The organism is Ectothiorhodospiraceae bacterium 2226, from assembly GCA_013348725.1.
GTDB lineage: Bacteria > Pseudomonadota > Gammaproteobacteria.
The window spans coordinates 2,042,501-2,054,717 of record CP054689.1; the positions used below are offsets into that span (position 1 = coordinate 2,042,501).

Sequence of the window (12,217 nt, forward strand, 5' to 3'; positions counted from 1 at the left end):
AGGCTAATCAAGCTCGGAGATAGCTGGTTCTCCCCGAAAGCTATTTAGGTAGCGCCTCGTGTGATCACTCCCGGGGGTAGAGCACTGTTTCGGCTAGGGGCCCATCCCGGGTTACCAAACCGATGCAAACTCCGAATACCGGGAAGTGCAGCACGGGAGACAGACGGCGGGTGCTAACGTCCGTCGTCAAGAGGGAAACAACCCAGACCGCCAGCTAAGGTCCCCAAATCATGGCTCAGTGGGAAACGATGTGGGAAGGCACAGACAGCCAGGAGGTTGGCTTAGAAGCAGCCATCCTTTAAAGAAAGCGTAATAGCTCACTGGTCGAGTCGGCCTGCGCGGAAGATTTAACGGGGCTTAAGCCATGTACCGAAGCTGCGGATTTGCGCGCAAGCGCAAGTGGTAGGGGAGCGTTCCGTAGGCCGTTGAAGGTGGATCGTAAGGTCTGCTGGAGGTATCGGAAGTGCGAATGCTGACATGAGTAACGATAATGCGGGTGAAAAACCCGCACGCCGAAAGCCCAAGGTTTCCTGCGCAACGTTAATCGGCGCAGGGTGAGTCGGCCCCTAAGGCGAGGCCGAAAGGCGTAGTCGATGGGAAACAGGTTAATATTCCTGTACCGCGTATTACTGCGATGGGGGGACGAAGAAGGCTAGGTCAGCCGGGTGTTGGACGTCCCGGTTCAAGCGTGTAGGGAGTGGCTTTAGGAAAATCCGGAGCCACAATCCTGAGGCGTGATGACGAGCTCCCTTGTGGAGCGAAGTGATTGATGCCCAGCTTCCAGGAAAAGCCTCTAAGCTTCAGGTAATGCGTGACCGTACCCCAAACCGACACAGGTGGGCAGGGTGAGTATCCCAAGGCGCTTGAGAGAACTCGGGTGAAGGAACTAGGCAAAATAGCACCGTAACTTCGGGAGAAGGTGTGCCCCCATTACGTGAAGGCCCTGCGGCCGGAGCGGAAGGGGGTTGCAGTGACCAGGTGGCTGCGACTGTTTATTAAAAACACAGCACTCTGCAAACTCGTAAGAGGACGTATAGGGTGTGACGCCTGCCCGGTGCCGGAAGGTTAAGTGATGGGGTTAGCTTCGGCGAAGCTCTTGATCGAAGCCCCGGTAAACGGCGGCCGTAACTATAACGGTCCTAAGGTAGCGAAATTCCTTGTCGGGTAAGTTCCGACCTGCACGAATGGCGTAACGATGGCCACACTGTCTCCACCCGAGACTCAGTGAAATTGAATTCGCTGTGAAGATGCAGCGTACCCGCGGCAAGACGGAAAGACCCCGTGAACCTTTACTACAGCTTTACACTGAACTTCGAGTCTGCTTGTGTAGGATAGGTGGGAGGCTTTGAAGCCGGGACGCCAGTTCCGGTGGAGCCACCCTTGAAATACCACCCTGGCATGCTTGAGGTTCTAACCCAGGTCCGTTATCCGGATCGGGGACAGTGTATGGTGGGTAGTTTGACTGGGGCGGTCTCCTCCCAAAGCGTAACGGAGGAGCACGAAGGTACCCTCAGCACGGTCGGAAATCGTGCGTTGCGTGCAAAGGCATAAGGGTGCTTGACTGCGAGACATACACGTCGAGCAGGTGCGAAAGCAGGTCTTAGTGATCCGGTGGTTCTGTATGGAAGGGCCATCGCTCAACGGATAAAAGGTACTCCGGGGATAACAGGCTGATTCCTCCCAAGAGTTCATATCGACGGGGGAGTTTGGCACCTCGATGTCGGCTCATCACATCCTGGGGCTGTAGCCGGTCCCAAGGGTATGGCTGTTCGCCATTTAAAGTGGTACGCGAGCTGGGTTTAGAACGTCGTGAGACAGTTCGGTCCCTATCTGCCGTGGGCGTTGGAGATTTGAGAGGAGCTGCTCCTAGTACGAGAGGACCGGGTGGACGTACCTCTGGTGTTCCGGTTGTCACGCCAGTGGCACTGCCGGGTAGCTATGTACGGACGGGATAACCGCTGAAAGCATCTAAGCGGGAAGCCCCCCTCAAGATGAGATCTCCCTGGAGCCTCGAGCTCCCTGAAGGTCCGTCGTAGACCACGACGTTGATAGGCGGGATGTGGAAGTGCAGTAATGCATGTAGCTAACCCGTACTAATTGACCGTGAGGCTTGACCATATAACACCCAAGTATGTTGGGTGCCTGCAGTACAGACCCGCGCCCCAGCAACCTTCCCGATTTCATCACGGTAAGCCGTGAACACCGGTTTGCCTGGCGGCCATAGCGAGTGGGAACCACCCGATCCCATCCCGAACTCGGAAGTGAAACCACTCAGCGCCGATGATAGTGTGGGGCTTCCCCATGCGAAAGTAGGTCACCGCCAGGCTTTAATAACGAAAGGCTCCCCTCGGGGAGCCTTTCTTCTTTGTGCGTCGTGAGCCACGGCGCGGTCTCAGGATCATCCGGGCCCCCGGCTTGAGGCGTGGTTCGCATCTCCGGGCGCTTGGAATCTCGGCCGACGGCCGACAATGGGTTACAATCCTTCGATTCGTCCCGTCTCGGGAAGCTCAGCTTGGGTGCCTAATGGAACCGAAAAACAGCTACACCTACGAGGAACTCCTGCAGTGCGGTCGCGGCGAGATGTTCGGACCGGGCAATGCCCAGCTCCCGCTCCCGCCCATGCTGATGTTCGATCGCATTACGGAGATCACCGCCGACGGCGGCTCGCATGGCAAGGGCAACATCGTCGCCGAGCTCGACGTCCGCCCCGACCTGTGGTTCTTCGGTTGCCATTTTGAAGGCGATCCCGTCATGCCGGGCTGCCTGGGCTTGGACGCGATGTGGCAGCTCATTGGCTTCTTCCTGGCCTGGAACGGCGGTCCCGGGCGCGGTCGCGCGCTGGGCGGTTCGGTCAAGTTCACCGGACAGGTGACGCCAGCCGCTAAACGCGTCACCTATCGCATCGACATGCGCCGCGTGGTCATGCGCCGCTTGGTGATGGGCATCGGCGATGCGGTGATGGAGGTCGACGGGCGCGTGATTTACACCGCGGAGGAGCTGCGGGTCGGGCTGTTCACCTCCACCGACAATTTCTGAGGAAGCTAAGTATGAAGCGCGTTGTGATCACCGGCTTGGGGATCGTATCCAGTATCGGCAATGGACGTGCCGCGGTATCCGCGTCCTTGCGCGACGGCCGCTCGGGCATCGAGTTCGCGCCCGAGTATGCCGAAATGGGGTTTCGCTCCCAGGTGCACGGGGCATTGCGGGTGGACCTGGACGCCGAGATCGATCGCAAGCTCAAGCGTTTTATGGGTGACGCGGCCGCCTATACCTATCTGGCGATGCGGGACGCGGTCGCCGATGCAGGGCTCAGCGAGGCGGAAGTGTCGAGCGAGCGCGCCGGGTTGATCACGGGTTCGGGCGGTGCGTCGACGGCGAACGTCGTCGAGGCAGTGGATACACTACGCGCCAAGGGCGTCCGGCGCGTGGGGCCTTACATGGTACCCCGCACCATGTCGAGCACAACCGCCGCCTGCGTGGCGACGCCGTTCAAGATCAAGGGCGTGAACTATTCCATCAGTTCGGCATGCGCCACCAGCGCGCACTGCATCGGTAACGCGATGGAGCTAATTCAGCTCGGCAAGCAGGACATGGTGTTTGCCGGCGGCGGCGAAGAGCTGCACTGGAGCCAGTCGGTGCTGTTCGACGCCATGGGTGCGCTGTCGTCCAAGTACAACGATACGCCGGAGACGGCTTCGCGCCCTTACGATGCCACCCGCGACGGGTTCGTGATTTCCGGTGGTGGCGGTATGGTCGTGTTGGAATCGTTGGAGCATGCGCAGGCGCGCGGGGCGCGCATCTATGCGGAGTTGATCGGTTACGGAGCGACCTCCGACGGTTACGACATGGTGCAGCCGTCCGGCGAGGGTGCCCAGCGGTGCATGCGCCAGGCTTTGGCGGGTGTAGACGGTCCGATCGACTACCTCAATACCCATGGCACCAGCACGCCGGTAGGCGATACTCGCGAACTCGAGGCGGTAAAGGCCGTGTTCGGCGACCGTGTCCCCCTGCTCAGCTCGACGAAGTCCCTCACAGGTCATTCCCTCGGCGCGGCAGGCGTGCACGAGGCCATTTACTGCCTGCTTATGATGGAGCAGGGCTTTGTTAGCGCGTCCGCCAACATCGGACAGCTCGATCCGGCCGCCGAAGGCTTGCCGATCGTGCGCGAGCGGCGCGACGACGTTCAACTCGACACCGTCATGTCGAACAGCTTTGGCTTCGGTGGCACGAACGCGACGCTCGTGTTTCGGCGCTGGCGGGACTGAGCGGGCGACTCCCGTATTAGGCGCGCTGCTCCCGCAGTTGTGGCGCGACCAGTCTGGCCTCCGGGATGCGCGCGTGTAGGGCCGCCGGGATCTCGATGCATAGGCCGGGCAGCGGACGCACGCTTACCCATAGGACGCTGAGCCGCAGGTTGAGGTCGGCGAATACCACATGCTCATGGTAGGCCTGCAGCACCTCCTCGATCGCCCGGATGGTCGCCTCGCGCCGTTGAGGCACGAGGCGAGCGAGGCGCGGGATGATCATCATGAAGTCGGCCAACAGGCGGCCATCGGCATCGCGGGTGGGGGCGCGCTGCCATAGGGGGCCGGCGGGCTCGATGTGCAACAATCCCGCGGCGAGCGGCGTGGTCGCGTGCTTCGTTGTCATGCTGCTAGCTTAGCTCTCCCGCCGCGCGTTGCACCTTGTGTGCGACTGCTTTAGTTTCAGAGCGAGTGCGGACCGAGGAGGGAGCGCAATATGGACGCCGACCGTTTGAACGAGCGCTGCGTGAAGCTGATGGAGTCGCCTGGAGTGAAGGCGCGAATGTGGCACCCCGCGATGTTCTGGGAGGTCGGCAAGGTCGACAACCCGCGTACCGAGGACCTGGTTCGCCCCAAGGTCGACCTGGATGAGCTTGAGGTGTTGCTCTCGGTGGCAGCGGGGCAGCGCTCGATGCGCCTGGACGCGTTGAACGAGCGCTGGCACGGGCGAGGCGATTTCCTGCGCCGGATGGTGCAGCGGGGGGATATGCCCTTGCTGAGCCGCGTTTCGGGCTGAGCGTGTTGCCGGTCACGCTGCTCCATGTGCTTGGCGATGGGCGCTTCCATTCGGGCGAGCAACTGGCCGCCCAACTCGGGGTATCGCGCGCAGCGGTGTGGAAGGCCGTGCGCGCCCTCCGTTCGCTCGGCATGCCGACCGACGCCGTGCGGGGACGCGGTTACCGGCTGCAGCGCCCCTTCGAGCCGTTGCAGGCGCCGCGCCTGACGGCTCACCTCTCGGAGGCGGGACGCTCTCTGCTGGGTGATGTCGACGTGCATCTTGCGCTGGACTCCACCAGCCGCTGGCTGCGGGAGCGCGCGAGCCAGGGCGCCAAGTCCGGCTCGCTCTGTCTGGCGGAGGCGCAGACCGCCGGTCGCGGACGGCGTGAACGCACCTGGCTATCGCCCCTGACCGGCAACATCTATCTCTCGGTGTTGTGGCGTTTCGATCACCTACCCCCGCGTCTCGGTACCCTTGGCCTCGCCCTCGGTGTGGCCGTCGCCCAGGCATTGGCCGCGCGCGGCGTTGAGGACGTTGCTTTGAAGTGGCCCAATGACCTCGTGTGGCGGGGCCGCAAGCTGGGCGGGCTGCTGATCGATGCGAACGCCCAGGCCGCGGGACCGTGCTCGGTTGTGGTGGGCTTCGGCTTGAACGTCCATCTGCCGGACCCGTACCGGGTCGAGGCGCAGCAACCCGTGGTCGACCTCGCCGAGATAGCGCCGGACGTGGCCGGGCCGCGCAATCGCTTGGCGGGTGTGCTCGTCGATGCGCTGCTGCGCGCGCTCGGGACGTTTCAAACCGCGGGCTTCCCCGCCTTCGCGCGGGCGTGGCAGGGGCTCGACGCGGTCGCCGGCCGGGAGGTCGAGGTGCGTGGCCCGACGGCGTCCGTGCGTGGCACCGCCTGTGGCGTGGACGCGGACGGGGCGTTGCAGGTGCTGGTCGACGGCGCAATGCATCGCTACTCCAGTGGCGACGTGAGCGTCCGCGCCGCATGAAGCTGCTGATCGACATCGGGAACACCTCCTGTCGTTGGGCATGGTGGGACGAGACGGGCTTCGTGGCGGGTGGATTCGCGAGGCACGGCGGGCGCTTCGAGCGTGGGTTGGCTCAGGTGCCGGAGGTGCCGGTGCCGGACGCGGTCTGGGTCGCGAATGTGGCGGGCGAAAGGGCGGCGGAGGCCGTTACGCAACGGGCGCGCGCCGCCTGGGATGTGGCGCCCACCTTCGTCACTGCCGCGCCGCGTGGCCACGGCGTCGTCAACGGTTACCGTGAGCCCACCCGGCTCGGCGCCGACCGATGGGCCGCGCTGGTGGGCGCACGCGCGCTGCGCGCGGGACCGGTGTGTATCGCCGATTGCGGCACCGCCTTGACGATCGACCTGCTCGATGAGGGCGGTCAGCATCGAGGCGGGCTGATACTGCCCGGGCTTGCCCTCATGCGCCGGGCCGTCGAGCGCGGCACGCGGGGCGTTCGATTGGACGCCGAGGCGGTCCCGCAGGACGGCGCACTGCTGGGGCGCTCCACCGGTGAGGGCGTGGCGGTCGGGACGCTATACGCGGCCGTTGCGCTGATAGACCGAGTGATTGCCGACCTGGCGGTTGAGCTTGGCGCCGCGCCGTTGTGCTTGATTACGGGCGGCGACGGCCCGACGCTGGCGCCGCTGATCGGCGCAGCCTGCCGCCACGAGCCTCAGCTGACCCTGCAGGGGTTGGCGGTGCTCGCCGGCGCCGATCCCGAACGGCTTTAGGCGGCCGATTCTCGTCCCGCCGCAGTGGCGGCGGTGTTACAATTCCCGCGATTTCTGCTGGCGTAGCTCAGTTGGTAGAGCAGCTGATTTGTAATCAGCCGGTCGGGGGTTCGAGTCCCTTCGCCAGCTCCAGCTGTCCCCGTCCGGGCGGGGCGCCTCCTTTTCGGCGGCTGGCCGCGCGCAGGCGCCGCCGCTGCTCGTTGGCGCGGGCTGCTCCGGCGCTTGACACCCATCTCGTCCTCCACCAGAATAGCGCGCTTACGTTCGCGGAGGGGTTCCCGAGCGGCCAAAGGGATCAGACTGTAAATCTGACGGCTCAGCCTTCGGAGGTTCGAATCCTCCCCCCTCCACCACTAATGGGACGCGGTAGGTAGTGGTGGGTCCAGGTCTGCCTAGGTCGGTGGCTGCGTGGGGGATTCCTTTTGCGGCTTCGCGGGTGTAGTTCAATGGTAGAACCTCAGCCTTCCAAGCTGATGACGTGGGTTCGATTCCCATCACCCGCTCCAGTGGCATCAAGAGTTTATTTGCCCATATAGCTCAGTCGGTAGAGCACTTCCTTGGTAAGGAAGAGGTCACCGGTTCAAGTCCGGTTATGGGCTCCAAACGGTTTTTCGGGTCGGGTTTAGACGTGCTTGCGTAAGGAGTCCTTCCGATGTCCAAGGAGAAGTTTGAACGTAAAAAGCCGCACGTGAACGTGGGGACGATTGGTCACGTTGACCATGGTAAGACCACGCTGACGGCGGCGCTGACGAAGGTGATGGCCGAGAAGTTTGGCGGCGAGTCGAAGGGTTACGATCAGATCGATAGTGCGCCGGAAGAGCGCGCGCGCGGCATCACGATCGCCACGGCCCACGTGGAGTACGAATCCGACGCGCGCCACTACGCGCACGTGGACTGCCCGGGTCACGCCGACTACGTGAAGAACATGATCACCGGCGCGGCGCAGATGGACGGTGCGATCCTGGTGTGTTCGGCCGCCGACGGCCCGATGCCCCAGACGCGCGAGCACATTCTGCTGGCCCGCCAGGTCGGCGTGCCCTACATCGTCGTGTACCTGAACAAGGCCGACATGGTGGACGACGCCGAGCTGTTGGAGCTGGTGGAGATGGAAGTGCGCGAGCTGCTGTCGAGCTACGACTTCCCGGGCGACGACACCCCGGTGGTGACCGGTTCGGCGCTCAAGGCGCTGGAAGGCGACACCTCGGACATCGGCGTGCCCTCGATCCACAAGCTGGTCGAGGCGATGGACAGCTACATTCCCGAGCCCGAGCGCGCGATTGACGGTGCGTTCCTGATGCCGGTCGAGGACGTGTTCTCGATCTCGGGTCGCGGCACGGTGGTGACGGGTCGTATCGAGCGCGGCATCGTGAAGGTGGGCGACGAAGTGGAGATCGTGGGTATCCGCGACACGCAGAAGTCGATCGTCACGGGCGTGGAGATGTTCCGCAAGCTGCTCGATCAGGGTCAGGCGGGCGACAACGTGGGCGTGCTGCTGCGTGGCACCAAGCGCGACGACGTGGAGCGCGGCCAGGTGCTGTGCAAGCCGGGTTCGATCACGCCGCACACCAAGTTCGAGTCCGAGGTGTACGTGCTGTCGAAGGAAGAAGGTGGTCGTCACACGCCGTTCTTCAAGGGCTACCGTCCGCAGTTCTACTTCCGCACGACGGACGTGACGGGTTCGGTGGAGTTGCCCGAGGGCGTGGAGATGGTGATGCCGGGCGACAACGTGAAGATGGTGGTGTCGCTGATTGCGCCGATCGCGATGGAAGAAGGTCTGCGTTTTGCGATCCGCGAAGGTGGCCGCACGGTTGGCGCCGGCGTGGTCGCCAAGATCATCGAGTAAGCAGAATGCCGTGCCCCGGCAGCGCGCCGCGCTGCCGGGGCGTCGTGCGTTGTAGTGTGGTAAGGGTTTGACAGTTTTAGGCCAGTAGCTCAATTGGCAGAGCAGCGGTCTCCAAAACCGCAGGTTGGGGGTTCAAGTCCCTCCTGGCCTGCCAACTTCGCCGATCACGGCGGTACGGAAGGATAATGGCGGATCGGATCAAGATGCTTGCGGCGCTGCTGGTGCTCGGCAGCGGCATCGTCATGTTTTATGTGCAGGACGATGCGGCGCTGGTGGTGCGCGTGCTCATGGTGCTGGTGGCCGCCGCCGTTGCCGGCGGCATTGCGTCGCAGACACAGGCGGGCGGTGCGGCCATCACGCTCGGCCGTGGGGCGGTCACCGAAATGCGCAAGGTCGTGTGGCCGAACCGCAAGGAGACGCTACAAAGCACCGGCGTCGTGCTCATCATGGTGATTCTGGTCGGCATCCTGCTTTGGTTGTTCGATATGTTCTTGTTGTGGGCCGTGCGTTTGCTGACCGGCCAGGGGGGCTGAAAGCAATGACGATGCGGTGGTACGTAGTCCACGCCTATTCCGGGTTCGAGAATCAGGTCCGGCGCTCGCTGCTCGAGCGGGTCAAGCGCCACGGTCTGGAAGAAAAGTTCGGCCAGGTTTTGGTCCCCACCGAAGAGGTGGTGGAGATGCGCGAGGGACAGAAGCGCAAGTCCGACCGCAAGTTCTTTCCCGGTTACGTGCTGGTCCAGATGGAGATGGACGAGGAGACCTGGCACCTGGTGAAGGACGTGCCCAAGGTCATGGGCTTCATCGGCGGCACCTCCGATCGGCCGGCCCCGATTACCGAGCGGGAGGCGCAGGCCATTCTCGATCGCGTGCAGGAAGGTGCGGAGAAGCCGCGTCCGAAGATTCTGTTCGAGCCGGGCGAGGTGGTGCGAATCACCGACGGTCCGTTCAACGATTTCAATGGCGTGGTCGAGGAAGTCGACTACGAGAAGAGCCGCCTGCGGGTGGCGGTGCTGATCTTTGGGCGCTCCACCCCGGTGGACCTCGAGTTCGGTCAAGTCGAGAAGGGCTAAGGAGCCGGCCGGCGCGTCCGGCGGCTTGCGACGCTGGTTCTGCCAGCAGATTCCGGGGAGCCGCAAGGCGCTTGCACCCGACATAGGAGTGTATCGTGGCTAAGAAGGTTAACGCTTACATCAAGCTGCAGGTGAAGGCCGGCCAGGCCAACCCCAGTCCGCCGGTCGGTCCGGCGCTCGGTCAGCATGGCGTGAATATCATGGAGTTCTGCAAGGCGTTCAACGCACAGACCCAGAGCATCGAGCCCGGCCTGCCGATCCCGGTCGTGATCACCGTGTACAGCGACCGCAGTTTCACGTTCGTCACCAAGACCCCGCCGGCCGCGGTGTTGCTGATGAAGGCCGCTGGTATTCCCAAAGGCAGCGGCGTCCCCAACCGCGACAAGGTGGGCAAGGTCACTCGCGCCCAGCTCGAAGAGATCGCCAAGACCAAGGAGCCCGATCTCACGGCGGCGGACATGGATGCTGCGGTGCGCACCATCGCCGGTAGCGCACGCAGCATGGGTATCGAGACGGAGGGGGTCTAAGTCATGGCCAAGCTCAGCAAGCGCATGCAGGCAATTCGTGACCTGGTGGATCCGACCAAGCTCTATCCGGTCGATGAAGCGCTGTCTCTGCTCAAGCAGATGCCCAAGGCGAAGTTTGCCGAAGGCGTCGACGTGGCGGTGAACCTCGGCGTTGACCCGCGCAAGTCCGACCAGGTGGTGCGCGGTTCAACCGTGTTGCCCAACGGGACCGGCAAGTCGGTTCGGGTGGCCGTGTTCGCGCAAGGCAACAATGCCGAGGCGGCCAAGGCCGCGGGCGCCGACGTGGTCGGCTTCGAGGACCTGGCGGAAAGCGTCAAGGCCGGCAACCTCGACTTCGATGTGGTGATCGCCAGCCCCGACGCGATGCGCGTGGTCGGCCAGCTTGGGCAGATTCTTGGGCCCCGCGGGCTGATGCCGAACCCCAAGGTGGGGACGGTGACGCCGGATGTGGCGGGTGCGGTCAAGAACGCCAAGGCCGGCCAGGTGCGCTACCGCACCGACAAGGGCGGCGTGGTGCACTGCACGCTCGGCAAGGTGGACTTCGAGCCGCAGGCGCTGCGGGAAAACCTGCAGGCGCTGCTGGCGGATCTGAACAAGGCCAAGCCGTCGACGTCCAAGGGCGTCTACATTCGCAAGATCACCCTGTCCACCACCATGGGTGGTGGCGTCGTCGTGGATCAGGCCAGCCTGAGCGCGGCGTAAAGGCGTAAGGAACTTTGGGCCACCGGCAGCCCGGTGGCCGTCAAAGACCGCAGGTCGCCTCTCGGGGCGTTAATGACGCAAGTCGCCTGCGCAGACGGCGCGCCCCGCCTCAAGCGGGACGCCGTACGGGCGGACACACGGCGGTTTGTGTGTCCACGGTGTGAACGGCGGGGTTCGACCCGCCACTCACGGAGGAAATGCGTGGCTCTCAAGCTTGAAGACAAGAAGGCGATCGTGGCCGAAGTGGCCGGCGTCGCGGCCAGTGCGCATTCCGCCATTGCGGCCGAGTACCTCGGTCTCACTGCCGCTCAGATGACGCAGTTGCGGGCCGACGCCCGTAACCAGGGCGTCTACCTGCGCGTGGTGAGAAATACCTTGGCTCGCCGCGCCCTGCAGGGCACCGATTTTGAATGTATGGAATCGGTGTTGACCGGGCCCCTGGTCCTCGCGTTTTCGACCGAGGAACCCGGTGCCGCTGCCAGGGTGGTCAAGCAGTTCGTCAAGACCAATGAGCGGTTCAAGGTCAAGGTGGTCGCAGTGGGCGGTAAGCTCCTCGACGCCAGTGGCCTCGAGCGCCTGGCGTCGATGCCGACCAAGGAGCAGGCAATCGCCATGCTCATGGGTGTGATGAAGGCGCCGATTGGCAAGTTCGTCCGCACCATGGCCGAGCCGCATGCCAAGCTCGCGCGCACGCTCGCAGCGGTGCGCGACGCAAAGCAGGCGGGCGCCTAAACATCATTCCCGGTGCGCTCCGGCGCACCCGAACCTTATTGAATTAGGAGTATCGACAATGGCCGTAGCGAAGGAAGAGATCCTGGAAACGATCGCCAACATGACCGTCATGGAGGTCGTGGAACTGATCGAGGCGATGGAAGAGAAGTTCGGCGTGTCTGCGGCGGCTGCCGTGGCCGCGGCGCCTGCCGCCGCCGGTGGTGGTGAGGCCGCTGCCGCCGAAGAGAAGACCGAGTTCGACGTCGTGATGAGCAGCTTCGGCGAGAACAAGGTCGGCGTCATCAAGGCAGTGCGCGCTATCACCGGCCTGGGCCTGAAGGAAGCCAAGGATATGGTGGAAGGCGCGCCCTCCACGGTGAAGGAAGGCGTCTCCAAGGATGAGGCCGAGAGCATCAAGAAGCAGTTGGAAGAGGCCGGCGCCAAGGTGGAGCTCAAGTAAGCGTTGGTTGGACGACTGTCCAAAGGCGTGGGCGTCAAGGACGACGCCTCGCTGTAAGGGAAGCGGCTGGTGGCGGTGCGCCACCGGCCTTTTTCCGCTGCAACGAAGGCTTCATGACGGACGTCGCGGCGGG

Annotated in this window: 13 protein-coding genes, 5 tRNA genes and 2 rRNA genes (1 of these 20 only partly in view); 19 read left to right on the forward strand and 1 reads right to left on the reverse strand. The window is 63.7% G+C overall.

Translation table 11 applies throughout. The annotated features are described in order from the left end of the window. The 4 genes from HUS23_09820 to fabB form a co-directional block, all read left to right on the forward strand. Nucleotides 1-2,139, forward strand: a 23S ribosomal RNA gene (locus HUS23_09820); it begins 784 nt to the left of the window's first position. A gap of 71 nt (nt 2,140-2,210) precedes the next feature. Beyond that, nucleotides 2,211-2,326: ribosomal RNA gene (rrf, locus tag HUS23_09825) — 5S ribosomal RNA — on the forward strand. Between the two features lie 197 nt (nt 2,327-2,523). Then, nucleotides 2,524-3,036 (forward strand): 3-hydroxyacyl-[acyl-carrier-protein] dehydratase FabA, encoded by a 513-nt coding sequence (gene fabA / locus HUS23_09830; GenBank protein ID QKT04092.1) that lies wholly within the window; start codon nt 2,524-2,526, stop codon nt 3,034-3,036. Between the two features lie 11 nt (nt 3,037-3,047). Beyond that, the gene (gene fabB / locus HUS23_09835; GenBank protein QKT04093.1) at nt 3,048-4,265 is read left to right on the forward strand and encodes a beta-ketoacyl-ACP synthase I; all 1,218 of its coding nucleotides are present in this window, start codon (nt 3,048-3,050) and stop codon (nt 4,263-4,265) included. A gap of 16 nt (nt 4,266-4,281) precedes the next feature. Here the strand turns inward: fabB and HUS23_09840 are convergent, their stop codons facing one another. Further along, on the reverse strand, nt 4,282-4,650 hold the full coding sequence (locus HUS23_09840) for a hypothetical protein (GenBank protein ID QKT04094.1): 369 nt from the start codon (nt 4,648-4,650) through the stop codon (nt 4,282-4,284). Between the two features lie 90 nt (nt 4,651-4,740). Here HUS23_09840 and HUS23_09845 point away from each other — a divergent pair, with 90 nt between their 5' ends. From HUS23_09845 to rplL, 15 genes are all read left to right on the forward strand, one after another. Continuing rightward, nucleotides 4,741-5,040 (forward strand): hypothetical protein, encoded by a 300-nt coding sequence (locus HUS23_09845; GenBank protein QKT04095.1) that lies wholly within the window; start codon nt 4,741-4,743, stop codon nt 5,038-5,040. Nucleotides 5,041-5,042: 2 nt separating this feature from the next. Next, nucleotides 5,043-6,017, forward strand: a complete 975-nt coding sequence (locus HUS23_09850; GenBank protein ID QKT04096.1) for a biotin--[acetyl-CoA-carboxylase] ligase — start codon at nt 5,043-5,045, stop codon at nt 6,015-6,017. Beyond that, nucleotides 6,014-6,769, forward strand: coding sequence for a type III pantothenate kinase (locus HUS23_09855; GenBank protein QKT04097.1), 756 nt, complete (start codon nt 6,014-6,016; stop codon nt 6,767-6,769). Before HUS23_09850 ends, HUS23_09855 begins: the two co-directional genes overlap by 4 nt. Nucleotides 6,770-6,825: 56 nt before the next feature. Beyond that, a tRNA-Thr gene (locus HUS23_09860) sits at nt 6,826-6,901 on the forward strand. A gap of 136 nt (nt 6,902-7,037) precedes the next feature. Then, nucleotides 7,038-7,122 (forward strand) — tRNA-Tyr (locus HUS23_09865). A gap of 79 nt (nt 7,123-7,201) precedes the next feature. Continuing rightward, a tRNA-Gly gene (locus HUS23_09870) sits at nt 7,202-7,275 on the forward strand. A gap of 20 nt (nt 7,276-7,295) precedes the next feature. Then, nucleotides 7,296-7,371: transfer RNA gene (locus HUS23_09875), tRNA-Thr, on the forward strand. A 50-nt stretch (nt 7,372-7,421) separates the two neighbouring features. Continuing rightward, nucleotides 7,422-8,612 carry an elongation factor Tu gene (tuf, locus tag HUS23_09880; GenBank protein ID QKT04098.1) on the forward strand — a complete coding sequence of 397 codons (1,191 nt, stop codon included), beginning with the start codon at nt 7,422-7,424 and terminating at the stop codon, nt 8,610-8,612. A gap of 78 nt (nt 8,613-8,690) precedes the next feature. Continuing rightward, nucleotides 8,691-8,766: transfer RNA gene (locus HUS23_09885), tRNA-Trp, on the forward strand. Between the two features lie 31 nt (nt 8,767-8,797). Further along, on the forward strand, nt 8,798-9,145 hold the full coding sequence (gene secE, locus HUS23_09890; protein QKT04099.1) for a preprotein translocase subunit SecE: 348 nt from the start codon (nt 8,798-8,800) through the stop codon (nt 9,143-9,145). Nucleotides 9,146-9,150: 5 nt separating this feature from the next. Beyond that, nucleotides 9,151-9,684, forward strand: coding sequence for a transcription termination/antitermination protein NusG (gene nusG, locus HUS23_09895; GenBank protein QKT04100.1), 534 nt, complete (start codon nt 9,151-9,153; stop codon nt 9,682-9,684). 95 nt (nt 9,685-9,779) lie between these two features. Next, nucleotides 9,780-10,211 carry a 50S ribosomal protein L11 gene (gene rplK, locus HUS23_09900; protein QKT04101.1) on the forward strand — a complete coding sequence of 144 codons (432 nt, stop codon included), beginning with the start codon at nt 9,780-9,782 and terminating at the stop codon, nt 10,209-10,211. A 3-nt stretch (nt 10,212-10,214) separates the two neighbouring features. After that, nucleotides 10,215-10,913, forward strand: coding sequence for a 50S ribosomal protein L1 (rplA, locus tag HUS23_09905; protein ID QKT04102.1), 699 nt, complete (start codon nt 10,215-10,217; stop codon nt 10,911-10,913). Between the two features lie 201 nt (nt 10,914-11,114). Continuing rightward, nucleotides 11,115-11,645 (forward strand): 50S ribosomal protein L10, encoded by a 531-nt coding sequence (gene rplJ, locus HUS23_09910; protein QKT04103.1) that lies wholly within the window; start codon nt 11,115-11,117, stop codon nt 11,643-11,645. 58 nt (nt 11,646-11,703) lie between these two features. Then, complete coding sequence (rplL, locus tag HUS23_09915) at nt 11,704-12,084, forward strand: 50S ribosomal protein L7/L12 (protein QKT04104.1); 381 nt, start codon at nt 11,704-11,706, stop codon at nt 12,082-12,084. Nucleotides 12,085-12,217 lie beyond the last annotated feature (133 nt).

What these genes read in the sequence shown, in the direction of transcription:
- rplA (QKT04102.1), top strand. Translation starts at nt 10,215, where the DNA reads ATGGCCAAGCTCAGCAAGCGCATGCAGGCAATTCGTGACCTGGTGGAT.
- rplL (QKT04104.1), top strand. Translation starts at nt 11,704, where the DNA reads ATGGCCGTAGCGAAGGAAGAGATCCTGGAAACGATCGCCAACATGACC.
- secE (QKT04099.1), top strand. Translation starts at nt 8,798, where the DNA reads ATGGCGGATCGGATCAAGATGCTTGCGGCGCTGCTGGTGCTCGGCAGC.
- nusG (QKT04100.1), top strand. Translation starts at nt 9,151, where the DNA reads ATGACGATGCGGTGGTACGTAGTCCACGCCTATTCCGGGTTCGAGAAT.
- HUS23_09840 (QKT04094.1), bottom strand. Translation starts at nt 4,650, where the DNA reads ATGACAACGAAGCACGCGACCACGCCGCTCGCCGCGGGATTGTTGCAC.
- tuf (QKT04098.1), top strand. Translation starts at nt 7,422, where the DNA reads ATGTCCAAGGAGAAGTTTGAACGTAAAAAGCCGCACGTGAACGTGGGG.
- HUS23_09845 (QKT04095.1), top strand. Translation starts at nt 4,741, where the DNA reads ATGGACGCCGACCGTTTGAACGAGCGCTGCGTGAAGCTGATGGAGTCG.
- HUS23_09855 (QKT04097.1), top strand. Translation starts at nt 6,014, where the DNA reads ATGAAGCTGCTGATCGACATCGGGAACACCTCCTGTCGTTGGGCATGG.
- fabA (QKT04092.1), top strand. Translation starts at nt 2,524, where the DNA reads ATGGAACCGAAAAACAGCTACACCTACGAGGAACTCCTGCAGTGCGGT.
- fabB (QKT04093.1), top strand. Translation starts at nt 3,048, where the DNA reads ATGAAGCGCGTTGTGATCACCGGCTTGGGGATCGTATCCAGTATCGGC.